Origin of the sequence: Spongiibacter taiwanensis (assembly GCF_023702635.1) — a bacterium.
Classification (GTDB): Bacteria; Pseudomonadota; Gammaproteobacteria; order Pseudomonadales; family Spongiibacteraceae; genus Spongiibacter; species Spongiibacter taiwanensis.
Genome location: NZ_CP098455.1, coordinates 2,626,179 through 2,649,545 on the forward strand (window position 1 = coordinate 2,626,179; position 23,367 = coordinate 2,649,545).

A 23,367-nucleotide genomic window follows, 5' to 3' on the forward strand; every position below is an offset into this window, starting at 1 on the left:
ATGGTGCTCTCTACCGTGGAATTGGGGTTGTTTATTACCATTCCAGCTTGACCTGCAAATGGCATCAAATTCAAATGCAAGTCAACACATGGATTCCAGAAGCTGTTCAGCAGTAGCAATAGGGTAGAACCAAAGAAGACGAAGCCGGGCGGCGTATCGTAGCGATTACCGAAGGTCGCCGTTTATAAAGGAGGTTTTTATTTTTGGCACACTGAGGGCACAGAGCCCCAAGTACCGCCAGGCAATAAAAAAGGCGAATTAGCTAAGTGCCTGATTCGCCTTTTCTTTTGTTGGTAGCGGGGGCTGGATTTGAACCAACGACCTTCGGGTTATGAGCCCGACGAGCTACCAGACTGCTCCACCCCGCAACTGATCTTTCGCCATTTTTGAGCCCTGCGCTGGGCTTGCTCTTCATCAGAGGCTGCGAATTATAGGGACCCATAATTGGGATTGCAACACCTGAGCAGAATAGTTTTGCTGCCCCTTGCCTCAGGCGGTCCCTGAGGCGTTGGTCGGTGCCCGGAAGCTGTGCGGGTCGATGTGATGACGGCGCAGCAGGCGATAAAACTCGGTGCGGTTGCGCCGGGCGAGGTGAGCGGCCTGGGTGACGTTGCCGGCGGTCACGTGGAGCACCTCCATCAGGTAATCGCGCTCGAAGTGGTCCCGGGCGTCGGCAAAGGGGGCTATTTCGCCGTAGTCCTTCTTCAGCGCCCGCTTAACAAGATTCTCTGGGATGACCGCAGTGTGGGAGAGCACCATGGTTTGCTCAACCACATTGCGTAATTGACGGATATTACCGGGCCACGCGGCGGAAGCGAGTGCCTCCATGGCGCCCGCCGAGAAATGCCGCTTGGCTTTGCCGGGGGGCGTGAGGAGTTCCAGAAAGTGCTGGGCGAGCAGGGGGATGTCGTCGCGCCGGGCTTTGAGGGGCGGCAGTTCCAGCTGAACGACATTGAGGCGGTAGTATAAATCCTCGCGGAAGCGGCCCTCAGAGATCATTGCTTCCAGGTCCCGGTGGGTGGCGCAGATGACGCGCACGTCGATGGGGCGGGTAGCGGTAGACCCCACCGGACGCACTTCTCGCTCCTGCAGTACCCGCAGCAGTTTGACCTGAAACTCCATTGGCATGTCGCCAATCTCGTCAAGGAACAGGGTGCCGCCCTCGGCGGCCTGAATGAGGCCCTGATGGTCGCGGGTTGCACCAGTGAAAGCGCCCTTGATGTGTCCGAACAGCTCGGACTCCAGCAGGTTGTCCGGCACAGAACTACAGTTGAGCGCAATGAAAGGTTTTGCTGCCCGGGGGCTGGCCTTGTGGATGGCGCTGGCCAGCAGCTCTTTGCCTGTGCCGCTCTCGCTTTGGATCAGTACACTCGCCTCGCTGTTGGCGACCATTTTGGCCTGCTGCAGGGTTTCGAGTACGGCGGCGTTACGGGTGACGATGTCGGCAAATGGGTTGTCGTCGGTGGTTGGCTGCTCGCGGCTGCCTGCCAGCGACAGGGCGCGATCGACTTCTTCCAGTAGAGCGGCGCTGTCAAAGGGTTTGGTGATGTAGCTGAAGGCCCCCTGTTTGGTAGCGTCGATGGCCTGGGGAATCGTGCCGTGGGCGGTAATAATAATGATGGGTAGGGAGGGCTGATTAAACTTGAGTTTTTCAAACAGAGTCATACCGTCCATGCCATCCATGCGCAGGTCGGTAATCACCAAGTGCGGCTGAAAGGTGGGGACGATGGCCAGCGCCTGCTCGGCGCTTTGCGCTAGCTCCACCGTGTGGTCGGCCGATTGCAGGCGCATTTTTAGCAGGTGGCGAATATCGTCGTTATCGTCGACAACCAGTAACCGTGACACAGTTTTCCTCCTGGCCCGCTCCAATCAATGGGCCTAAAAGCATTAGTACAAAATAGAAGCCTGGGGGGTGCTCAAGGTGCTTTCGATATGCATCAGCTGATTGATCTTTTCTTTCAGAGAGAGGTTCTCTTCCACTAGCTGGTGACGTTGGCTGAGCTGGTCCAGTAACAGTTGGGCGAGGGTCTGGTAGCCCTCCTCGCGGTCGGCCAGGACGGAGAGGCCGGTTCGTTGGGCGCGGGTTTGCAAATAGCGCTTGAGCAGATTTTCGGCCTGTTGACTGCCCACAGTGCTGTTCTGGGGCTGCATCAACACCACAGCCAGACGCAGGGTGTTGTAGGCGCTTTTATCCTGTTGATACTTTTGGCGGGCCATTTTCAGTTCGTTGTTAACGGTGGCGGCGCTCGCGTCGTTCAAGTGGTTGGCGTAGGCCGCCAATCCCATTTCGGTACGGGGAAACAGCTCGCCAGCGGCAGAGCTGTCCATGCCTGGTGGCGTGTTGCGAAGTTGTTGCATGCTGCAGCCCGCGAGCACGCCCTGCAGCAGAACCAGTGCTAGCAGTGAAATTCGATAGGTGTTCCCTGATGATGTGGCGAAAGCAGTCCACACAGATCTTGGGCTAGGTCGCGCTGGCGCGATTTTCCTGAGTATCCAATGGCAGGGTGAGCCGTAGACAGGCTCCCCGCTGGCTGTCGATAACGTCAATGTCCCCTCCATGCGCGGTGGCATATTGTTTCGCAATAGAGAGCCCCAAACCGGAGCCCTCGATATGGCGTTGCTGTTCCGTTCTGACTTTGTAAAAAGCGTCAAATATTCGCTGTCGTTCGCCGTGGGCAATACCGGGGCCGTCGTCTTCCACCTCAACAATCGCGTGCTGCGCCGTGGTGTGGAGCGAGATTGTGATTTTTCCCCCTTGCGGCGAAAACTTCACGGCGTTGGATAACAGGTTATCCAGTACCGTGGTGATTTTTCCCTCGTCTTCCAGCACGGTAGCCGGTTCAAGATCGGTTTCGAGAGTTATTGCTTTGGCACGCATTTGCAGTTTGTGTTCCCTAGTGACACCCAAAATTTGCTCATCGAGTCTCAAGGGGCTGTAGTCATAGGCTTGAAAGGGCTGCATGGACACGCTGTATTTGAGCAGATCTTCGATATGTTGCTGCAGACTGTCGCAATTGCGGTGCAGGATCTCGCATACCTCGCGCTGCTCATCGTTCAGGCCACCGGCGATCTCCTCGGAAAGCAGACTGGTGCCTTCACGGATACTGGTGAGTGGGGTTTTGAGTTCATGGGAAAAGTGGCGCAGAAAGTGTTGCTTTTGGGATTCCAACAACAGTAGCTGGCGGCGGAGCCACTCCAGGCGTGCGCCGAGTTCGCGAATGTCCTTGGGGCCGCGCAGACTGATTGGCCGGTCCAGATTGCCCCGGCCAATTTGCACGATGCTTCGGTCCAGCTCGCGAATGTAGCGGACCAGGGGCGGAATGATTCTGGCGCCGAGTAGGGCAATGAGTAGGATGGCAATCAAGCCTTCCCACATTAGCGCTTGCCGGGTTTGGCGGGCCTTGGTCTTCATTTCGTTGACCCGACGCTCAACCTCCTGACTATTCACCGCAATCAGTCGGCGACCAATTTCGCGAATTTCGCCAAAAGATTCGATCGCGCTGGTGGCGGCCTCGCTGCCGGGTTGGGCGGTGGAAATCGTCGCGAAGGCGTGTTTTTCCAGCACCCGCATTTTCTCGATATCGGTGCGCAGCGACTCAGGAATATCCAGGGCGGCCAGGCGCTGGGAGGTTTCGTCAAACTGCAGGCGAAATTGGTTGTAGCTGGCGAGCAGGCTGTCGTTGCCCAGCACCTGATACACCCGGGCGCTGCGCTCCATGTCTTTGGTCAGATCGGAAATCGCAATGCTGTACTGCACTGCCCGGGTGGCGAAGCTGACCGCCTTCTGACCGTGGGTGGTCGCACGCTCAAGATAAACCCCGGCGACGACCAGCGCCGCCACCAGCAACAGCAGGAGGCCACCCAGGCAAATTGAGACGAACTGTGCCAGAGAACTGGGGTAGCGCTTGCGGCGACCGCCCCGGGCGGATTTGTCGCCTTTTGGCCGCTCAGCCACGTCCTTGTGCAACAGAATCGCCATGTGTCCCCCTGAAAAATGCCCCCTGCCGGTGTGTCGCGAAGGTCGATATATGACGATCAACAGACCGTCATTCTCGGTGTCGGTTCAATGTGACGTAGCGGCGGGGCGACAGCGCCGAGTAGCGAGATCACAGGTGCTGCTGTAAGTAGCGCTGCATCTCCGGGGTGGGTCGGTCCGGGTGGAAACTGGCGCCGCCGTGGCTGATGCCCCGGCTCCAGGCCCAGATGACATTGCCCATGAACAAGGGGTTGTCGCGCATCCAGACCTGATCCATGGCGGCCAGCAAGGGCCTTACGTAGTCAAGCTGGTTGCCCGGTGCGCCGCGCCCTTTGCAGGGAGGGCCCTCACAGCGAACGTATTCGTGGACCGATGCCGCCGCTGGAATACCGACCTTGAAGGGCACCCCGGCCTGGGTGGCCCAGTCGTTTAGGGATTTGATCTGCCTGTGCGCCAGAGTCTGGTAGCGCGCTGGCGGGGTTAATTCGCCAAGTGGCGCGGAATCAAGGTCGTAGATTGGCGCAATCAGGTAGCCGTTGCCGTGGCGGCCTAAAATCTCGCTGAGAAGGGCCGCGCTGGCTGACTCGGGGTTGAGCGCATGGACCGGCGCAAATACCGAGAAGTAACGGCCCTTGGGGTGGCTGTCGCTGCGGCACTGGCCCGCCTCTCCGGCAAAGCGCTCGGCGATTCGCTGGTAAAAATAATACTGACCATTGCGACGATTCAGATTGAGCGGCTCCAGGTCAAACTGCACGCCGTCGATGTTTGGATCAGCGCAAAGCTGATCGCTGACCGTGTCGGCAAATCGACGCGCCATCTCTGGCGACAGGTCATCCATGCCCTTGAGGCTGCCAGCGTAATCGCCGTTAGTAACCCCGTCGATAATCGCCACGCTGGCGATGTTGTTCTCCGCCAGCCCTCGCCGATAGTGGCTGGCGCTGCTCGGCTGCCCCCGGGCCGGGGTCGCCAGGCTGAGCTTTAGATGCTCGGCCCGGCAGGCCGCTGGGCGATTGTTCGGGCAGTACATCTCCATGCTGCCGTGATACACGTACAGACTGCGAATCTGGTGGGCCTGTTCGGCCCCCCGGTTAAAGCGCAGAATATCCTGAATGAAATGGCCGCGATTAATTGATCGGGGCTGTCCCGGCGCCCGCAGGGTGTCGTACACCCAGGCGCTGTGGCCGTAGAAAGATTGGCTCTGCGCGGTGGGTGCTGCCGATACACTCTGGCACAGCAGGCCCAGAGGGAGCAGAGCTGCCACCAGCCACCCAGGCAGACGCTGCCTGGGTGGCGTGTTGCGGGCCGGGATCTGCGATGTGCAAATGACTCCCATATCGCCCCCCGCTTATTCCACCGTGACCGACTTGGCGAGGTTCCGGGGCTGGTCCACATTGGTCCCCCGAATCACCGCAACGTGGTAGGCCAGCAGCTGCAGCGGTACCGTGTAGAGGATGGGCGCAATGAAATCATCTACCGTGGGCAGCTTGAGCACGGTGCTCTGATTGGCACTCTCAAAGTCGCTTCCCTGGTCAGCGAAGATCAACAGCTTTCCGCCTCTGGCCTGCACTTCCTGCAGGTTGGCTTTCATTTTGGGCTGCAGCGCGTCCTTGGGCGCCACTGCGACAATGGGCATGTCCTCGTCGATCAGTGCCAGCGGCCCGTGCTTGAGTTCGCCACCGGGGTAGGCTTCAGCATGAATGTAGGAAATCTCCTTCAGCTTCAGGGCGCCTTCCATGGCAATGGGGTACATGTTGCCACGGCCGAGAAAAAGGCTGTGACTGCAATCTGCCAATGACATCGCGATGTCGCGGATCTGGCCGTCCAGGTTCAGCGCCGCCTCAATGGCGGCACTGGCCTGCTTGAGTACCTGCAAATACCGCTGTTCCTCGGCTTCATCCAAACCACGGCGCCGGGCCATGAACAGGGTAATAATGTTCATGGCCATCAGCTGGGTGGTGAAGGCCTTGGTCGACGCCACACCAATTTCGGGGCCAGCGTGGGTGAGAAAACACAGGTCCGACTCCCGTACCAACGAGCTGCTGTCCACATTGCAAATGGACAGGGTGGCGGCGTAGCCCGCCTGCTTGGCGTAGCGCAGGGCGGCCAGGGTGTCAGCGGTCTCTCCAGACTGGGAAAGTACTAGAAAAAGCGTGTTGTCGGTCACCACGGGAGAGCGATAACGATATTCGCTGGCGTGCTCAACCCGGCAGGGAATCTTGCCGAGCTTTTCCAGCAGGTAGCTGCCCACCACACCCGCGTGGTAACTGGTGCCACAGGCGCAGATATGAATCCGTTCGATTCGGTCGAGGATGTCCTCGGCATCGGTCCCGAGGTAGCCCTCATCGAGGCGCTCATCCTTAATGGCCGGGGCAAGAGTTTGCCGCAGGGCAATGCTCTGCTCATAAATCTCCTTGAGCATAAAGTGCGGGTAGTCGCCTTTTTCCACTGCGTTCTTTTTGACATTGGAGGTTTGAATGGGACGCTCGGCGACTCGACCATATTCGTTATAGACCGTAACGGCCTCGCTGGTCATATCGACCACGTCACCCTCTTCGAGAAAGATGAAGTCACGGGTTTCTGACAGTAGCGCGGTCACATCTGATGCAACGAAGTTCTCCTCCTTGCCAATACCGACCACGAGCGGGCTACCGCGACGGGCGGCGACAATGCGGCCAGGCTCCTCGTTGCTGATGGCGGCGATGGCAAAGGCGCCCTCTAGTTCCTTCAGCGTTTCCGTTACGGCGGCCAGCAGGCTGTGTTGGCTTTGCAGGTGGTGGTGGATGCGGTGGGCAATCACTTCTGTGTCAGTCTGGGACTCAAACTCATAACCCAGAGTCTGCAATTCCCGACGCATCTCCTCATAGTTTTCGATGATGCCATTGTGGACCACCGCCACCATTTCGGTTGAAACATGGGGGTGAGCATTGTTTTCCTCTGGGCGGCCGTGGGTGGCCCAGCGGGTGTGGCCAATGCCCATGGTGCCAGACATGCCTGTGGCGGCGAGCTGTTGCGCCAGGGCTTCCACTTTGCCCACGGCGCGTTGTTTGTAGAGTCCCTTGTCGTTCAGGGTGGCCACGCCAGCGGAGTCGTAGCCTCGATATTCAAGGCTGCGCAGTCCATCGACCAAAAAGGGGATGACGTCTCTTCTTGCTATGGCGCCAACTAATCCACACATTGTTTCACCTCTGCTGTGTCGTGTACGCGTCATTCATTGACGCGCTGTTAACTGAAGTGCCCAGACGCAAAGTAGGGCCGGGCGATTACGCGGAGTTTTCCGCAGGCAAAGCCTGTCGAGGTATCCCAATGGCAAGGGCCATGCCAAAGATCGCGGCGCCAGAGCAGCCGCGGCCTGGCGGAAGGTGGCCGACGTTTATGATGAATTTAACGGAGAATACAGGCTGATTTTGTCGCCGATTGCATACAGCCAAACCTAGCGGGATGAGCGACCCAGTCGCAGTGACAGGCTGCGAATCTGCGAGTGAAGGCGCAGATCGCTGACCGTTTCGTCGAGGTTATGGTGGTAAATGTTAAGTAGCTGCTGGTCGTGAATATCGTCCAGTTGATCGCGCATTTGGCGGCGAATATCCAGCTCAGTGCGTTGGTAGTTATGCAAAATTGCCATCTGACGGTGACGAAAAAGTTGATGCATTTGCTGGTTGTTTGCCTCGTCGCCACTGAGCGCGTGATTTCGCTCCTGCTGCTGTCGCCCAATAGCAACGAGTATGCTTTCCAGGTGTGCCTTGCATCGGCGATAGCGACGCAGGGCGCGGCCGCGCATATGCAGCAGCTCAGTTGCGCGTTGATGATTGTGGTGAAAGCGTAACGCCCATGCGCCGAGGTTAGTGTTGGCGAGTGTCGCGTTGTGTTCTTCTATCATTGCAGCGACACGCTCAAGGTGCTGCTCGGCTTTCGCCATTGCCCGCTCGGCCCAGTGCAGCTCGTCTTTGAGTGCCCCACTCAGATTGGCAATGTCTTCAGGTCGCAACACGGCCTTGTCAGCAGCCCGATGCGAGCTCTGGGTACTGGCTTCAAGCTGCTCTTCAAAGAAAGCGATTTCTGAGTCCAATGCCTGTTTGAGCTCTGCCGATGGCACCTGCCAGCTCTGCGCGTTGTAGTCTTCGGTACGTTGGTATTGATGAAAAGTGAGTTTATTTGTTTTCACTGCGGGTCCTCACCACAATTCATGGCCTACATTTTTTGCCAAAGATTCATATTTACATTCTCGGCCAGCGTCGCTGAAAAGGAAGCGGGCGGAACACCGGTATTTCTTCATGTATGGCTATGCAAGAATCGATCACAACATGACAGACCGATAACGGAAAATGTGCTGGCAGTATGACGGCAAGGCTGTAGAAATTCGTCATGAATTCGTTATGAGAGTGCCGTGGTGATACCGTAAAAAAATGCCTCTGTCGCTGCATGGCGACGCTAAAAATTTATGTAAAACAATAACTTATAATTTCTCTCTTTCTCTGTGTCCGGTAGTGGCAACAGTGCTGCCCAGTCCCAACCCGGATCGCCCGTAGGTCCATCTGGTCAACCCCCGCCATTGCTGGGTTTCTGGCTTTTGGCATGCAAGTTGCCATGCTTGGGCCACACACGGCCTGGTCAGGTATCAATGCGCTGACCAACCGGGTTTTAAAATTTCGGCCAGAAGAATTTAGAGACATATTTTTATCGTTAGATAAAGGCTGTCTCAGTGGTGTGGAACTGAACTTGAAATTCAACATCGTTATCACTGGATTTTTCTCAAAGGGAGTATGGAATTAATGAGAACTGCATTTGCGCCCATTTTGTTAACGGCTGCAGTGATTGCGGCAAACGCAGCATTCGCACAGCAACCCGAATCGACTCAGTCCAATGCGATTCCGACTGGGGCCACCGCTGAAGCGCCTCAAACAGTACAAAACACAGCAGTGAACAATACCGCCCCTCAGAACCGGGTGGGCGGTAGCTGGTTGCTGTTTCTTGAGGAGCTTCGCGAAGTGGCGAAGGACTCGCCGGAGATGCAGGCAGAGGCTGCGCGGCTCGATGCCAAAAAAGAAGGGCTGTATGCCGAGCGTGGTGATCTCGGCCTGGACTTTAGTCTTAGCCATACTCGGTATCCAGAGGGTTCGGGTTCGCAGTCAGGTGGCGGCGGCTTTACCGCGCTGGAGGAATACTCGGAAGCGCGACTCTCCCTTGATCTCATGCACCTGCTCGCCCGGCGTGGTTCTAAAATTGACAGTGCTAAGGCAAAGGTTGAAGGCGCCGAGGCGGAGCTTAACCTGAAGGCCACCGAAGCCACGGTACGTCTGATGCGGGATGCGGTGACGGCCTGGACTTACCAGTATCGCCGGGAAGCGCTGAACAACGCGCTGCACAATATCGAAAGTGCAAACGATAAGTTGCGTCTGTCCGAGCGGGCGGGTCTGCCGGAAATTACCAAGGCGACACCAACAAAAGTCGCCGAAGCAATCATTCTTCGTAGTGAAATCGAGAACAACCTGCAGGCGATTTCTCCGCTGATTCCGAATATTCCCAATTTGCCCACCGATTTCTCGGTGCTCCCTCTGACCCCCCCCGATGGCGATGCAATTTTTAAACTCGCCACCCAGGATATGAAGGCCCAGGTGATGAAGTCTGAGTCGCTGGCTTACAAAGAGGAAGCGGAGTCCCTGCGCGGCAACGGCGTTCAGCTCAGTGTTTACGGCGGCTTTGTTGAGCAGAAAGTGCGCACAGGAGCGGGGACTGAAGACGGCCCCGTGTACGGGGCGCAGCTGACCGTGCCTCTGGGCAGTAATCAACACCACTTGCGCAAAGCGGCGGAGTTTGAAGCCCACGCTGCGAAGCTGGGTGCCCTGGCGGCGGTCCGCGACAGCCAGCGGACACTGGTGGAGTTGCGTGACCACTGGGCAGCGGCGGTGGCTCGCTTGAATCAGGCGCAGGAGAACATGCGCCAACAGGCCGCGCTGCTGGAAAAGATGAATCGTCTTGCGGACTCACCCGGTGCCGGTCGCGCGCCAGAGCCCTGGGAAGTGGATATGCAAGCAGCGGCGTTCTGGAATGCGGTGGCTGACGTTTGGCAAAAGCGTGCGGAGTGGATTAAGGACGCGCTGACCTGGGGGCTGTTGAGCCCGGAGTATTTGCAAATGAACGCGCGCTCACCCAATCCCGAGGGCAGCCAGTCTCTCTGTGCCCCCTATGGCGCCTGTAGCGAAATTGCAGGTATTTGAAATTCTTTGGTAGACAGGATCTACGGTTATGGTTCTTTCAGTAAGCAAGCGTGACGCCCAGCGCAGTGATCAGGGGCAGCCCGGTGTCCAGCTGAAGAGTTACGAGTTGCTGGAGTTGCGGGAATTTGAACGGGCCACTGACGAGGCCGTGGCGGTAAAAGCGGTGCTGGGCGAGCCCCTCGCCGGGATTGGTAACCGCGACGAGGCGCTGGTGCCGTTGGTGATCGTTGGTTATGACCAGCTCAAAATTGAGCAGATTTTGAAGGATGAACGCCGGGGCTTTGGTGCGCTGCGGCCCATTGCTGTGGTGGGGCTTGATGTCGCCGGCCTGTCAGCCGATATCCTGCATCTGGCCGATGTGTTTTTACCGCCCCGCCCCGGTAAGCAGGATCTGCTCGGGGTGGCCCACAGCCTGGCAGTGCTGTCGACCCATATTGATCGCCTGCCCCGGGCACCCCGGGATGTGTCGCTGACTCTGCTCCAGTTTTTGTATACCCGCGGCCGGGATGTGGAGCCCCATGTGGCACCGGAGAGCCCCATAGCCTATCGCTTTCCGCTGGCGGAGAACCTGCTGGAATGCGATACGCTGGAGTGCTGTTCGCTGCTGCAGGACATGGCGTCCCGCGGCTTGCTGGACACCCGGCATATTGATCGGCTTTTTGTGTGCCCCGACTGCAGTAGCTATCGGGTGCCGGTAAAGGAGCTGTGTCCGGAATGTGGCTCCAGTCATCTGGATGCGGAAGAGTCCATTCATCATTTCCGCTGCGGCTTTGTTGGTCCGGAGTCTGAGTTTGCCGGTAAAGACGAGCCGAGCTGCCCTAAGTGTTTCCAAGAGCTCCGCCATATTGGGGTGGAGTACAACCGCCCCGGCCGCTTTGCGGTATGCCGGCAATGTAACTACTGGGCCACCGAGCCCGATCTGGCCGCCTGGTGTGCCGATTGCAATACGCATCATGCACCGGCCGACCTGGCGGTGGTCCAGATCGACAACTATGCCCTTGCCCAGGGAGGCACGGACGTTGCCCGCCGTGGCCGCTGGACACCCCAGCCGGTTGATAATGATCGTCGCATTGAGCCGACCGTGGGTGCGCCGACACCGCGCAAGTTGTCGGATAACGACTACTCTCGGGAGCTGGCATTCAAGGTGGTGGAGCTGGCCCAGCAAAGCGGTCGGCCGATGACGATTTACAAGGCCGTTCTCAACAGTGGGCAGGGTGACAAGGCATTGGCCGATGCCCGTGAGGTGTTGCGCGGCATACTGCGTGATTCGGATGTGGTGGTGAACACCGGCGAAGCGGAAATGCTGATTCTGCTGCCCGCGCACGATGTGGCGGATGTGCCTTCGGCCGCCCATTTGGAGGCGGAGGCCGAGAAGCGTGGTGCCATTGATCTGCGGGTAACGGTGGTCGATGGCGGCCACAGCCCTGCCGGTAAAATCAAGCAGGCGTAGGGCGCAGCCATGTATGAGTTAATTAACTCCGCCATTGAGTACGTTGAAGCGAGCCTGGCGATGCTGTTCGCATTGTCGCCGACCCAGCTGGTGATGTTGCTGTGGCCGTTCCTGCTGCTATCGGTGCCGCGCTACCTGCTCACCGAGTTTGTTGCCTTGTTTCAGGCCATGCGGCCTGAGCCGCGGGCCAAGGCCGCGTTTCGTCGGCAGCTGCAGGCCAATCCACCCTTTGTCTCCATTCTTCTGCCGGGCTTTAACGAGCGGGATACCCTGGAGACCACCGTCCTGTCGTTGCGGGAGCAGACTTATCCGAACTTTGAAATCATCGTGGTGAACGATGGTTCCACTGACGGCATGGGCGAGGTGGGTCGCAAGTTGGCCCGGCGGGGCTGGGTGCGCTACTTCGAGCACCGGATGCGCGGGGGTAAGTCTTCGGCGGCAAACTTTGCCCTCAACGCGGCTCGCGGTGAATATGTGGTGATCTGCGATGCCGACTCGACCTTTGACCGGGATTCGATCTGGCACCTGCTGGTGGAATTCTACCGGCCCGACGTAGCGGCGGTGGCAGGCAACCTGAGGGTGCGCAATGCGGATTCGAATCTGCTCACCCGCATGCAGGCCATGCAGTATGTTTTCAGTATCGGGTTGGGCCGGCGCGTATCGGCCATGCTGGGCATTCTGTTTATTGTCTCGGGGGCCTTTGGTGCGGTGCGTCGCTCAACGCTGGTGAATACCGGCGGTTGGGAGACGGGGCCGGGCGAAGATGGTGACGTGACGGTTAAAGCACGCATTGCTGGCGGCGATGTCGCCTTTGCCCCCGAAGCCATGTGTATGACCGACGCTCCGGATGCCTGGTGGCCATACTATCGCCAGCAATTGCGCTGGAATCGCAGCCTGATTCGCTTCAACGTACGCAAGTACGGCTGGTTGTTTAATCCTTTTCGGCGGCCCTTCGATGTGCGCAACCTGATCGCCAACATCGATACCGTGCTCTACCAGCTGGTGTTAGGTCTGACCTTTCCTTTCTATGTGGTGTGGATGTATATGCACCACAGCGAAATATTCTTCCAGCTGATGTTGGTGGTGTTAATTCTCTACACCGCAATTAACTACCTGCACTTTCTGGTTGCCCTGGCCCTGAGTGAACGGCCGATGGTCGACTTGAAAATGTTCCCCTATGTTCCGCTCTACGGCTTTTTTATGGGCTTTTACCTGCGTGTAGTGCGCTTGATTGCCTATGCCGATGAGTACTTTTTCCGCACGTCTTATCGGGAGTCCTATGTGCCGGAGCATGTTCAGAAACAATCAAGGATGTATGACCCATGGTAAATAAATCAGAGCGTCATCACGGCCGTGGCCCGGCCCTAAACCAATCTCGTTCCAACGTGCCCAGTACCCGGGCGAGTACGTCGCCGGCGACCTCAAGAGGTGTCTCGGCGGGCGCTGGTCAGGTGCGTCCCTGGCGCCAATGGCACACTGCCAGTCAGGGCGCGGCGCCGGCGGCCCTGGAAGTCGGGATGCCGCGCAAACCCCAATGGGGGCGCTGGATCTACTTTGCCATTCTGTTGAGCCTGGCGGTTATTGCAGCGCGCTTCGTTTACGTCAATTTCTTCTGGTACGCCGCCGATGGCTTTGTCAGTGGGCGTCAATACCATGTGTCGCCCTCGGACACGGTATCGATCAAGGAGATCTTTGTCAGCCCGTCAGACTCGGTGGAGGAGGGACAGCTGCTAGTGAAGTTGAGCTCGCCAATGCTGGTGCAGTCGCTGGCCAAGAACGAAGCGGAAATTGCCCGCCTGCAAAGTGACCTTGCCCAGCGCTCAATGACCAACATGGGTAACGAGTCGCAACTGGTTGCCAAGCGCGATTCGCTGGATGCCGAGATGGATTATCTGGAGTCGAAATACTTTCAGGAAACCCAGCAGCTGACTGCCCTGCAGGAGCTGGTGGAGAAAGGGGCCTCCCAGCGCGGAAATCTGGATGAGCTGCAAAGCCAGCGCAACAAAACCTGGTCTGAATACAAGCGCGTGGAAGCGGAGCTTCGTTCAGCCCAGGCGCAGCTGGCCAGTATTCGCCGCAGCAAAGAAGACGACGCCTCACCTGAAATTTCAACCCGTCTCGCCTCGCTGAAAGAGCTGCATGCCTCTATCGAGGAACAGCTGTCGGCGTTGGAGTTGCGCGCGCCTACCAGTGGTACTGTGGCGCGAGTGCCGGTGTCCAAAGGTGATGTGTTGCGCGCCGGTGAGGCGGCGGTTGAGCTGGTCGACAAGCAGGAGCTGCGCGCCTATCTGTACTTCCCGCCGGCAGCCCAGGAAAAACTGCAGCCGAATATGGAAATTCCGGTTACCCGTGCCGACGGCTCAGAGGTGCGCCTGGTGGTGAGCAAGGTTTATCCGTCGACCGCATCGCTGCCGGAAGAATTTCGCAATAACTATCAGCCAGACCGATCTGCGGTGGTGGTGGAAGCCACGCCAGTAGAAGGGGATGTCTCCGAGTTGGCCATGACGTCGGGCACGCCTATCAAAGGGCGTATTCCCCGGTGGTCACTGCCCCTCGACTTTGACATGGAAATTCCCACAGAGGATGGCCCGGGAAAGGGCCCGGCGCAGGGCAATGACAAGGAGCGTGTTGCCGCTGCGCGTTAGTGCCACACCATAATAAGAAAAGACATACTCCCCACCCCTGTCGAAGCGGACCTTTGGTCCGCTTTTTTTTGTGGCTGGCATTTCACCCGCTTGAGAAAGGGCTCTTGCCACTAATTGGCGGCGAGAATAAAGGCGTATTGGTCGGCGTCGATAATCACCGTCTGGCTTTCGCCACCGCCAAGTTGCATTGCCAGCCAGGAGCGCAACAGCACAAGAATTTCAGGGTTACGGGCCAGAATGGGCAGATTGCCCAAGGTGCTGTCTTCGGCTCGATTGAGCACCAGCTGTTGATTGTTATCCGGCAGATTCACCACTCGCAGCTGGCGCCAGTCAATGTTAACCCCCAGGCTCATTTGCCATTGTAGTTCGGCTAACACCGTGTTGATTTCCTGGAATAGCGCCTCGCAGATGGGGCGGGTCTCGGCGATGGCCTCCCGGGTGTTGAATACCAGCTCGACACCACGGTCCTGACAGCGGGCACCACGATCGCTGAACTCCCAATGCAAATCTGAGCGAAAGTCCCTGTCGTGCCTAGGCGAGGGTGAGGGCCTGCTGTACTGGGTTTCGACACTGGCCCCGGTGTCTGCGATGTGGGGTACTGACTGGCTGACAAACACCGGCTCACCAGATAAATCGCTGTCGATAATGCCTTCCCCCAGCGGGGAGCTCAGGTTCTGACGTGGCGATGGGCTGCCCGCGAGAATGTCGTAGCACTGGCCCGACTGGCAGAACTGCTGCAGGATTTGCGCCTCCAGGGCAGCTTGCTGGGAGGGCCGGGGGTGGGTGAGTAGTACCCGCTGATCGCCCACCTCGATAATCGCGTCAGAGCGCCGGGGCATAGCCAGCCGGACCGGCAGACCGTGAGCGGCGGATTCTTGTAGCATGCTGAAGTGACGCGCCTGACGCTGCACGGCCTTGGCCCACTTCATCAACTTTTTATTGCCATTTTCGGCATCGCTGCGGGCTTTGCGCGCTTCAATCCAGTAGGCCTCGCTGAGGTAGTACAGGGCGATGCTGGCAAATTCGGTACGCAGTTCCGGGGAGGCGGCCTCAACTGAATTCACAGTGCGTTCAAATAACGACAGTTCCTGATACCCATTGTCGGCGTAAACGTTCTGTGCGGTTGCTGGTAGCGCAATTAGCAGGGCGGCTGCCCACCGTAAACCCGAGCGGCTGAGCCTGGAAAGGCACTGCACGCCGGTTTGCAAACAGGCTGAAAGAGGGGAGCTCGTTGTTAGTGTTGTTATTCGCAGGTGCATGATCCGTCAACTTCGTTATTGGCCAAAAGCCCTGGCCGGGTGTTGTTATTGCGCGCCTCACCATTCTGAGAGGCGACTGCCAACGATACCACAATGGGACGATCCCGCCATTTTGTGTTGTGACGTTGGTAACTGTGCTGAGGATTTTTTGATGCTGATCCTGCCTGCTGGAGGCGGCTAAGGGCAGTTTGAGGAGGGTTAGCCGGGCACCGTAAGGTGGTAGCCCGGCGGCGCGCCCTGATTCACGACGAATCGAAAAAGCGCGGTTTCGCGGCGTTCTGGTGTTAACAGGTCCTAGCAGGCTGTTGATTTTCGTTTTCGAGGCGGCCAATGCAAGCGGAACGCCGCCCGGACAAAAACAGGCGAAAAACGGTGGGACCGACCCTCGGGTTTACACTTAGTAAATGAGCATTTTGAGCCTGTTTTTAACGCCGCAGTGGCAACGCAGATAGAAAATCAACAACCTGCTAGGCAGTGCTGCCGGCCAGGGCCGTATGACCTGCTAGGGCCACCGCTTTTTCGCAGTCTGCGATGACTGACAAGGCCTGCTCAATGCGCGCTTCGGTTTCATAGAAGGGCACGCCGAAGCGCAGCAACATCCGCTCTTGCCCGTGGTGCAGGTCCTTGATGCATTTGCAGTGGACGCCCCGCTGGTTCATGGCCTGATAAAGCGGGTAGGGGTCATAGTTTTCAAAGGCGATGGTCACTACACCGGCCTCCCATTCCAGCGCATATTGCTGGTTGAGAAAGCGGTGGCTGATGCCCCGTTGCCCAAATAGATCGGTAAGGCCCTGGCGCAGGCGCCCGGCCAGGTTGCGGCTGCGCTTGCGAATGGTCTGATCGCCAATCTCGCGGTGCAGTTTGAGGGCCGCCTCCAGCCCGGAAAAGACGGCGAAGTCCATACCGCCCGCTGGGCAAAACCCCTGGGTATCTTTGCCATCGAGCAGGGGAGAGCCAGACCAGTGCAGCGCCCCGGCGCGTTCTCTGAAGCGGCTGTTGGTCCAGATCAGCCCGGTGCCCCGGGGGCCAAACAGCCATTTGTGAGCGCTGCCAAATACGGCGTCGGCGTGATCAAACGGTGGCGGCATCAGGCCCAGCGACTGGGAAACATCGAATAACACGCAGCAATCCGGGCGAACCTCGCGAACGATCTTGGCCCATTGGGCCACCGGGAAGATGTAACCGCTGTCGAAGGCGATATGGGAAAAGAACGCCACATCGGGTTTCAGACTGCGCACCCGCTCAGCAAAGGCATCGCTGCTGTTGATCTCCGCCTCGCGCAGGTAGTGCACCTCAAACTCGGGGAGTCTTTCAAAGGCACCGGTGCCGCCAATATGCTCGTGGGGGGTGGTGAGCACCCGCATTTTCCAACCGTTGGCGGCGGCCTCCCTGGCCAGGTTCAAGGCCAGCAGGTTAGAACACTGAGAGGCGCCGGCGCTGACATGAAGGCTGTGCTCGGGCGCGGGCCACAACTCGGCAGCCAGCTTCATGGCGTTCATCAGATGGCGCCGGCCCTCGCCGTATTGCCCCAGCGGGTAGGCCATAATGTCGCTGTCCTGAAAGGCGTCGATCGCCGCAATCACTGACGATGCCGGGCTGCCCAGCGTGCCGGGGTTGAGGTTGATATTGCGGTAGGGAAACTCCAGCTGACGAAGTTCCTCCCAGCGGCTTTCTTCGCTGTTGTGCTGGCGCACGCTGTCGAGGGACACCACCGCGCTGGCGGGGGCTTCTTCTTCACTGCTCTGCCAGTCGGTGCTGGGCGCGAAGCGCTGTGGATCAATCTGCGTCTGGTGGGGCAGCAGCATCGCCAGGGTCTGCTCGATAACCTGGGCAAGGGTGTCATGATGGCCACGGCTTTCGAGGTGATTGCGTTCGATATCGTAGCCGAGCTTGCTGGATTCGCACTCCTGGCGGGGATTGTATTTGCCCCGCTGAATTGCAATCTGAAAGCCCTTTTTCTCCAGTTGTGACTTGATCGTATCGGCGAGTTCGTTCACCGAGAAGGAGGTTTCGGTGAGGTGGTTGATGACTCGATGCTCCCCCGGTGCGGCCGGATCGTCCCAGAGTTCGGCCAGGGAGCTAACAGAGTCATTGAGTGACATCAGGCCGGTGCGCTGGTGGCCGCTGCCATACACAGTCAGCGGCTGGCCGCTCAGGGCCTGGGTGAGAAAGCGGTTGACCACCGTACCAAAAAATTCGTCGTAATCCAGTCGGGTGAACAGGGCGGGGTGGTCGCCAATTTCTTCTGTCCAGGTACCGAAAATCGTGGACTGCATTATGTCGGTGATGCGCAGCTTCCACATCCGGGCGGCAATGGAGAGGTAGTTGGTGTCGTTGATTTTGGACGCGTGGTAGAAATCGTCGGACTGCCGCGGATAGGGCACCGCGTGCTGGGCGGTTTTACCCTTGTAGCTCGGCTTGAAGTAACCCTCGGCAATGTCCAACCCAGATTTGGCATATTCGCCAAAGGAGCCGAGCTTGATGATGTGGCAGTTCGGCGCATTCTCCTTCACCGCCCACAGCAGCCGCATGTTGCCCTCTTCGTTATTGCGCAGGGTGTAGAGGGCGTCCTCCTTACTGCGCATCGACAGGGCGGCCGAGCACTGCTGGGCCAAATGATAAATCGCGGCGGGTTGCCGGGACTTGATCAGCGCATCCAGTGAATCGCTGGTGACATCCAGGTGGAGATACTCCAGGTTGGTTAACTGGTGGTGTTTGCGGCAGGCCGCCAGCCGTTCACTGGGGCTGAGAACCGGTAACAGGCTACCGGCCCCGAGTTTTTTCGCCAGCCGCCGCCTGGCCAGGTTGTCGGCAATGACCACTGGTCGTTGCGGATTACGTTTGGCCAACTTCAGGGCCAGTGGCCAGCCCAGGTAGCCGTCGCCGCCTAGTACGATAATTGGTGCAGAGTTGGTCTTCATTGTTGTCGCCCCCTTGGCTAATTTTTGGTGAAGCAGCGGTACACCTCGCATCCAGCTGCTGGCGCGTTCAGTGCGCCCAATGACTTGGGTTGCTGCAGGGGTGGCAAAGCCTGTGCCAAAAAATAAAAATGATATAAATCAGGTTGTTATGTTGATTTTGTGTAAATTTTCGACGGCGTGTGTTGGCAATCGGCAACACCGATTTTTGTCCAGATGACGGTTTTGTGTCGTTGAGCGTCAGGGCGGGCTGGGGCGGTCGGGATGGATGCGCCCCAAAGCCGGTAATACCGGGGGGAGCGCCGACCTGGCGCGGCTGACCGAGCGGAAGGTGCCGCTGTGTGGGGTCTGTATCTATTTGGCGACGGGGGTGGGAGTGCCCGGCGGCATGACTTTGGTGGCGGCCAGGGATGACGCCATCGGGGGAATCGGCTAAGGTACGCCACTTTTATTCAAGAGTGTTCAAGCAATGGATGACTTCGCTGACATTCGGCCCTATCTCGACGATGAAGTGGCGCCGGTTTTAGCCAAGTTGGTGAGCGAGCCGGAGTTGCTGCAGGCGTTGATCAGACTGCGCCTGCCGGCCTCGTCCCGGTGGCTCGGTTTCGCCCTGCGGCCGTTGTTGAGCCTGTACTTGCGCCGCAAGCTCGGTGGCGTCAATTCTGTTCGTGGCTTTCAGATGTATGTGAAGCGCTATATGGACAGCATGATCGAGGGCTCCACCCGGTCATTTACCGTGTCCGGCATGGAACACCTCGATAACGAACACGCCTATCTCTTCATTAGTAATCACCGGGATATTGCCCTCGATCCCGCCTTCGTCAACTACGCGCTTTATCACAATGAGCATGACACGGTGCGTATTGCGATTGGCGACAACCTGCTGTCAAAGCCCTTTGCCGCTGATCTGATGCGGCTGAACAAGAGTTTTATTGTGCGTCGTTCCGCCAAGGGGCCGCGGCAAATGTTGGCCGCCTATCGCAAGCTGTCGGCTTACATTCGCCACTCCTTGCTGGATGAGGACGAATCGATCTGGATTGCCCAGCGTGAGGGCCGGGCCAAAGACGGCAACGACGCCACTGAAACCGCGGTCATCAAAATGATTTGTATGGCCCAGGAGAAAGACAGCGAGAGCTTTGCCGACTTTGTTAACAAGCTGCGGATTGTGCCGGTAGCGATTGCCTATGAATGGGACCCACTGGACCTGGCCAAGGCCCAGGAGCTGGTTCACACCCGCCGGGATGGCAGCTACCAGAAAGCCGAGCACGAGGATCTGAAAAGTATTGCGGCGGGGATTCTCGGGGATAAAGGCGATGTCCATGTCGCCTTTGGCGAGCCCCTGCAAGGCGAATTTATCAGTCCCGTGGCAGTCGCGGCGGCGCTCGATACTGCGATCATCCAGCAGTACCGGCTGTTTGAGAGCAATATTTTGGCCTATCAGGCGGTGGCGGGTGACGAGCGCTGGCGGGAGCTGGATGCCGAGGAACCTAGCCCGGGCCAGCGCGCAGCCTTTGACAACCGCATGGCTTCGATCCCCTCTGCCTATCGCCAGCAGGTGCTGGAAATTTACGCCAATCCGGTGCTGAATAAGTTGCGGCGCCGTGATATGCAGGCCATGCAAGCGGTCATGCAGGCGACCAACAGCTAACGTTGCCCATTTCCCCCGGTCGCCGGCCGGGCCCTGCCCAGATGGAGGCGCTACCCCGGTGCTGACCGAGGATCTCAAACAGGAAATCCAGGATGCCTACCGCCAGTTTCTGGCGGCGAAATCCCTGCGCCCCCGAACTGGCCAACGGCTAATGATCGCGCACATCGCGCGCATGCTGGGGGGGATCAAGCGCAATCAGGAGTTTCTGCGCAGTGGCGGTGATCACCTGTGCGCGATTGAGGCGGGCACCGGTACCGGAAAAACCCTGGCCTATTGCCTGGCGGCCATTCCCGTGGCCAAGGCAATGGATAAAACCCTGGTGGTCGCTACCGCCACAGTGGCGCTGCAAGAGCAGATTTTGTTTCGCGACCTGCCCGATATTCTTGAGCACAGCGGCCTGGACTTTAGCGTGAGCCTGGCCAAGGGCCGTCGCCGCTACCTGTGTCTGTCCAAGCTTGACCAGCATCTTTCCGGCGGTGACGCCCAGACCCTGCCATTGCTGAACCTCGACGATGTGAAAACCACCCCCGATGCTGCGAATCTGGGTTTGTATACCCAGTTTGCCGACCAGCTGGCCAGCGGCAGTTGGAATGGCGACCGGGACGCCTGGGGCTCGGTGATTGACGATCAAAGCTGGGCCCGGGTGACGACCGATCATGCCCAATGCACGGGCCGTCGGTGTGCCCACGTCAAGCAGTGCAGCTTTTTCAAAGCCCGGGAGTCGCTGGGGCAAGCCGATGTGGTGGTGGCCAATCACGACCTGGTGTTGGCTGATCTGGCGCTGGGCGGCGGGGCCATCCTGCCCGCGCCGGAGGACAGTATTTACGTCTTTGACGAGGCCCACCACCTGCCCGACAAAGTGATCAATCATTTCAGTGCCAATCTGCGCCTGGGCGCCACTGAGCGCTGGTTTGATCAGGCTGAGCGCAGCCTGGCGGGCATCATCTCGTTGCCCTCAGTGGATGTTGGCCTGCGTGGTCCGATGGAAACCCTCATGGGGCTGCTCAGCCAGAGTCGTAAAGGCCTGGCGCCCCTGCGTCCTCAGCTCGAAGCCCTGCTCGAAGGTGATAGCGAGGGCCCCAATCCACGCTGCCGCTTTGCCGATGGCGTGGTGCCCGACGAGTTGGCCAGTCTCAGCCGGGATTTAAAACGTCTGTTCGGCGAGGTGGTAAACCAGGCTGAACAATTGGTCGACAAGGTTCAGGAGGGGCTGGATAAAAACCACTTTAAAGCCCCCCGAGAAGATATCGAGCAATGGTTGGCTACCTTGTCGGCAATTCGTTACCGCTGCGAGGCCGGCTTGATGCTGTGGCGCTCCTACGCCAGCGATGCCAGCCAGGAAAAGCCGCCCCATGCCCGCTGGCTGGCGATGGTCGACGCAGGGCAAGGCATGTTGGACATCGAACTGAACGCGAGTCCGATCCTGGCGGCAAACGCCCTGCGTCAGGCGCTCTGGTCACGCTGCTATGGTGCTGTGATGACCTCGGCCACCCTGACGGCGCTAGGCAATTTTAATCGTTTCAGTATGCGTGCCGGGCTGGCCAGCGATACCAGCTTTGAGGTGGTGCCCAGCCCCTTTGCCCACGGCGAGGCGGGTGAACTGGTGGTGCCCAAAATGGAGTGCGATGCGGGAGATGCCCAGGCCCACACCGAGGCCCTGATTGTCATGCTGCCGCGGTTGATCAACCCTGATGAGGGCACTCTGGTGCTGTTTGCCTCGCGCAAACAGATGCGGGCGGTGTTCGACGGGCTGCCCCGACAGTGGCAGCAGCGCATTCTCGCCCAGGACAGTTTGCCCAAACACGAGATTCTCAGCCAGCACCGGCAGCGGGTCGACGGCGGCGAGGGCAGCATTATTTTTGGGCTGGCCAGCTTTGCCGAGGGTGTCGACCTCCCCGGGGATTACTGTCGCCATGTGGTGATCGCCAAAATTCCCTTTGCCGTTCCAGAGGATCCAGTAGAGGAGGCGCTGGCGGAGTGGATCAGCCGCAATAACGGCAATCCCTTTATGGAAATTACGGTGCCCGACGCGGCTGTGCGGCTGGTTCAGGCCAGCGGTCGCCTGTTGCGCAAGGAGTCTGATACCGGGCGGATCACCATTTTGGACCGGCGGATTGTCACCCGTCATTACGGCCGACGGATTTTGGCCTCGATGCCGCCCTATCGTCAGATCATTGATTAAAGAGTAACGAGGGAGCCATGACTGCGTTTTATCGCCACGCCGAGGCATTGTTGGATATTGAAGCGGCGCTGCGTCAAATGGGGCTTTGGGAGACGACGCCGCCACCGCCCGAGGCGCTGCGCAGTGAACAACCCTTCGCGGTAGATACCTTGCGCTTTGAACAGTGGTTGCAGTTTATCTTTATCCCGCGGATTCGTTTTCTTATTGATAACGATCAGGCTTTACCGGGGCAGTGCAGTATCGCACCAATGGCGGAAGAGTGTTTTCGTGGGAGGCGCTTGCCGATGGCCGATTTGCTGGCGGCCTTGGAGAGAATTGACGCGCTGCTCAGTGACTGAATGCGGTTAAGCAGCGCGCCGGGATCGTGCTTAATTGTCGTCCTGGGCGGCCATGACCATACGAACCAGGTGCGCCAGCGAGCGCACAGCCATTTTTTCCATCACCCGGGCCCGGTGGATTTCTACCGTGCGCTGGCTGATATCCAGGTCGTAGGCGATCACCTTGTTGGCTTTGCCCTCAATCATCAGTTCCATCACCTGACGCTCTCTTGGGGTGAGCTCTTCCAGTTTCTGGCGTATCTGTTGTTTTTCCATCAGCGCAGCGCGGGCTTCAACATCGGCAGCGATGGCCTGCTGGATTTTGTTGAGCAGCTCTTCTTCCCGGTACGGCTTCTGAACGAAGTCCACTGCGCCCCGTTGCATGGCTTCCACGGCCATGGGGACATCGCCGTGGCCGGTGACAAAGATAATCGGCAGAATGGAGTTACGGTTGTTAAGCTGGCGTTGCAGCTCCATGCCGTTCATGCCCGGCATGCGAATATCCAGCACAATGCAGCCAGCCAGGGCGGGGCTGAAGCGCTCTAGAAAGGAATCGGCCCGGGAGTGGGCATCCACCTTGTAACCAACAGACTCGAGTACCAATTGCAGTGAATCCCGTACCGCATCATCATCTTCAATCAGGTAAACGGTGGCTTCTTCATTCATTATTGTGAATCCTTCTGCTGCTGAATACGCTGTGCAATCCTCGCCTCGCCTAGCTTGTCACATCGGCGCTCCCGGTGCGAGCCTGTTTTGG

18 protein-coding genes and 1 tRNA gene are annotated in these 23,367 nt (G+C 58.4%); 9 read left to right on the forward strand and 10 right to left on the reverse strand.

Annotation, left to right across the window (positions count from 1 at the left end; genetic code table 11):
• Window positions 1-291: 291 nt before the first annotated feature.
• The 7 genes from NCG89_RS12060 to NCG89_RS12090 form a co-directional block, all read right to left on the reverse strand.
• Window positions 292-368: transfer RNA gene (locus NCG89_RS12060), tRNA-Met, on the reverse strand.
• Window positions 369-489: 121 nt separating this feature from the next.
• Window positions 490-1,845, reverse strand: coding sequence for a sigma-54-dependent transcriptional regulator (locus NCG89_RS12065; protein ID WP_251086792.1), 1,356 nt, complete (start codon window positions 1,843-1,845; stop codon window positions 490-492).
• A gap of 42 nt (window positions 1,846-1,887) precedes the next feature.
• Complete coding sequence (locus NCG89_RS12070) at window positions 1,888-2,358, reverse strand: hypothetical protein (RefSeq protein WP_251086793.1); 471 nt, start codon at window positions 2,356-2,358, stop codon at window positions 1,888-1,890.
• Window positions 2,359-2,461: 103 nt separating this feature from the next.
• A complete protein-coding gene (locus tag NCG89_RS12075) occupies window positions 2,462-3,979 on the reverse strand; it encodes an ATP-binding protein (protein WP_251086794.1) in 1,518 nt (505 codons plus the stop codon).
• Window positions 3,980-4,106: 127 nt separating this feature from the next.
• On the reverse strand, window positions 4,107-5,237 hold the full coding sequence (locus tag NCG89_RS12080) for a hypothetical protein (RefSeq protein ID WP_251086795.1): 1,131 nt from the start codon (window positions 5,235-5,237) through the stop codon (window positions 4,107-4,109).
• Window positions 5,238-5,321: 84 nt separating this feature from the next.
• Window positions 5,322-7,151 (reverse strand): glutamine--fructose-6-phosphate transaminase (isomerizing), encoded by a 1,830-nt coding sequence (glmS, locus tag NCG89_RS12085; protein WP_251086796.1) that lies wholly within the window; start codon window positions 7,149-7,151, stop codon window positions 5,322-5,324.
• Window positions 7,152-7,406: 255 nt separating this feature from the next.
• On the reverse strand, window positions 7,407-8,138 hold the full coding sequence (locus NCG89_RS12090) for a hypothetical protein (RefSeq protein ID WP_251086797.1): 732 nt from the start codon (window positions 8,136-8,138) through the stop codon (window positions 7,407-7,409).
• A 410-nt stretch (window positions 8,139-8,548) separates the two neighbouring features.
• On the opposite strand from NCG89_RS12090, the gene NCG89_RS12095 reads away from it, so the two are divergent.
• Genes NCG89_RS12095 through NCG89_RS12115 form a run of 5 tightly spaced genes read left to right on the forward strand, consistent with a single transcriptional unit; the run spans window position 8,549 to window position 14,286 of the window.
• Window positions 8,549-8,746: a hypothetical protein gene (locus NCG89_RS12095; RefSeq protein WP_251086798.1), complete on the forward strand. Its 198-nt coding sequence runs from the start codon at window positions 8,549-8,551 to the stop codon at window positions 8,744-8,746.
• A complete protein-coding gene (locus NCG89_RS12100) occupies window positions 8,746-10,191 on the forward strand; it encodes a TolC family protein (protein ID WP_251086799.1) in 1,446 nt (481 codons plus the stop codon). The genes NCG89_RS12095 and NCG89_RS12100 overlap by 1 nt, the downstream gene beginning before the upstream one ends.
• A 28-nt stretch (window positions 10,192-10,219) precedes the next feature.
• Window positions 10,220-11,641: a TackOD1 domain-containing metal-binding protein gene (locus NCG89_RS12105; RefSeq protein ID WP_251086800.1), complete on the forward strand. Its 1,422-nt coding sequence runs from the start codon at window positions 10,220-10,222 to the stop codon at window positions 11,639-11,641.
• A gap of 9 nt (window positions 11,642-11,650) precedes the next feature.
• Window positions 11,651-12,970 carry a glycosyltransferase family 2 protein gene (locus tag NCG89_RS12110; RefSeq protein ID WP_251086801.1) on the forward strand — a complete coding sequence of 440 codons (1,320 nt, stop codon included), beginning with the start codon at window positions 11,651-11,653 and terminating at the stop codon, window positions 12,968-12,970.
• Entirely contained in the window at window positions 12,964-14,286 is a 1,323-nt protein-coding gene (locus tag NCG89_RS12115; protein ID WP_251086802.1) for an HlyD family secretion protein, read from the forward strand. Before NCG89_RS12110 ends, NCG89_RS12115 begins: the two co-directional genes overlap by 7 nt.
• Window positions 14,287-14,396: 110 nt before the next feature.
• Here NCG89_RS12115 and NCG89_RS12120 read toward each other — a convergent pair whose 3' ends face one another.
• Together NCG89_RS12120 and NCG89_RS12125 are read right to left on the reverse strand one after the other, a co-directional pair.
• Window positions 14,397-15,350 carry a hypothetical protein gene (locus NCG89_RS12120; protein ID WP_251086803.1) on the reverse strand — a complete coding sequence of 318 codons (954 nt, stop codon included), beginning with the start codon at window positions 15,348-15,350 and terminating at the stop codon, window positions 14,397-14,399.
• Window positions 15,351-16,012: 662 nt separating this feature from the next.
• A complete protein-coding gene (locus NCG89_RS12125; protein WP_251086804.1) occupies window positions 16,013-18,466 on the reverse strand; it encodes an aminotransferase class V-fold PLP-dependent enzyme in 2,454 nt (817 codons plus the stop codon).
• Window positions 18,467-18,731: 265 nt separating this feature from the next.
• Here NCG89_RS12125 and NCG89_RS12130 point away from each other — a divergent pair, with 265 nt between their 5' ends.
• The 4 genes from NCG89_RS12130 to NCG89_RS12145 are packed head-to-tail and all read left to right on the forward strand — an operon-like array spanning window position 18,732 to window position 22,631.
• Window positions 18,732-18,899, forward strand: coding sequence for a hypothetical protein (locus NCG89_RS12130; protein ID WP_251086805.1), 168 nt, complete (start codon window positions 18,732-18,734; stop codon window positions 18,897-18,899).
• Between the two features lie 33 nt (window positions 18,900-18,932).
• Window positions 18,933-20,111: a 1-acyl-sn-glycerol-3-phosphate acyltransferase gene (locus NCG89_RS12135; protein ID WP_251086806.1), complete on the forward strand. Its 1,179-nt coding sequence runs from the start codon at window positions 18,933-18,935 to the stop codon at window positions 20,109-20,111.
• Window positions 20,112-20,169: 58 nt separating this feature from the next.
• Entirely contained in the window at window positions 20,170-22,293 is a 2,124-nt protein-coding gene (dinG, locus tag NCG89_RS12140) for an ATP-dependent DNA helicase DinG (protein ID WP_251086807.1), read from the forward strand.
• Between the two features lie 17 nt (window positions 22,294-22,310).
• Complete coding sequence (locus NCG89_RS12145; RefSeq protein ID WP_251086808.1) at window positions 22,311-22,631, forward strand: YqcC family protein; 321 nt, start codon at window positions 22,311-22,313, stop codon at window positions 22,629-22,631.
• 30 nt (window positions 22,632-22,661) lie between these two features.
• Here NCG89_RS12145 and fixJ read toward each other — a convergent pair whose 3' ends face one another.
• Window positions 22,662-23,276 carry a response regulator FixJ gene (gene fixJ, locus NCG89_RS12150; protein ID WP_251086809.1) on the reverse strand — a complete coding sequence of 205 codons (615 nt, stop codon included), beginning with the start codon at window positions 23,274-23,276 and terminating at the stop codon, window positions 22,662-22,664.
• Window positions 23,277-23,367: the final 91 nt, after the last annotated feature.

Excerpts from the sequence above, each read along its gene's own strand:
- NCG89_RS12130 (WP_251086805.1), top strand. The coding sequence starts at position 18,732 with ATGCGCCCCAAAGCCGGTAATACCGGGGGGAGCGCCGACCTGGCGCGG.
- NCG89_RS12125 (WP_251086804.1), bottom strand. The coding sequence starts at position 18,466 with ATGAAGACCAACTCTGCACCAATTATCGTACTAGGCGGCGACGGCTAC.
- NCG89_RS12135 (WP_251086806.1), top strand. The coding sequence starts at position 18,933 with ATGGATGACTTCGCTGACATTCGGCCCTATCTCGACGATGAAGTGGCG.
- NCG89_RS12105 (WP_251086800.1), top strand. The coding sequence starts at position 10,220 with ATGGTTCTTTCAGTAAGCAAGCGTGACGCCCAGCGCAGTGATCAGGGG.
- NCG89_RS12145 (WP_251086808.1), top strand. The coding sequence starts at position 22,311 with ATGACTGCGTTTTATCGCCACGCCGAGGCATTGTTGGATATTGAAGCG.
- NCG89_RS12110 (WP_251086801.1), top strand. The coding sequence starts at position 11,651 with ATGTATGAGTTAATTAACTCCGCCATTGAGTACGTTGAAGCGAGCCTG.
- NCG89_RS12100 (WP_251086799.1), top strand. The coding sequence starts at position 8,746 with ATGAGAACTGCATTTGCGCCCATTTTGTTAACGGCTGCAGTGATTGCG.
- NCG89_RS12075 (WP_251086794.1), bottom strand. The coding sequence starts at position 3,979 with ATGGCGATTCTGTTGCACAAGGACGTGGCTGAGCGGCCAAAAGGCGAC.
- NCG89_RS12095 (WP_251086798.1), top strand. The coding sequence starts at position 8,549 with ATGCAAGTTGCCATGCTTGGGCCACACACGGCCTGGTCAGGTATCAAT.
- glmS (WP_251086796.1), bottom strand. The coding sequence starts at position 7,151 with ATGTGTGGATTAGTTGGCGCCATAGCAAGAAGAGACGTCATCCCCTTT.
- NCG89_RS12070 (WP_251086793.1), bottom strand. The coding sequence starts at position 2,358 with ATGCAACAACTTCGCAACACGCCACCAGGCATGGACAGCTCTGCCGCT.
- fixJ (WP_251086809.1), bottom strand. The coding sequence starts at position 23,276 with ATGAATGAAGAAGCCACCGTTTACCTGATTGAAGATGATGATGCGGTA.
- NCG89_RS12115 (WP_251086802.1), top strand. The coding sequence starts at position 12,964 with ATGGTAAATAAATCAGAGCGTCATCACGGCCGTGGCCCGGCCCTAAAC.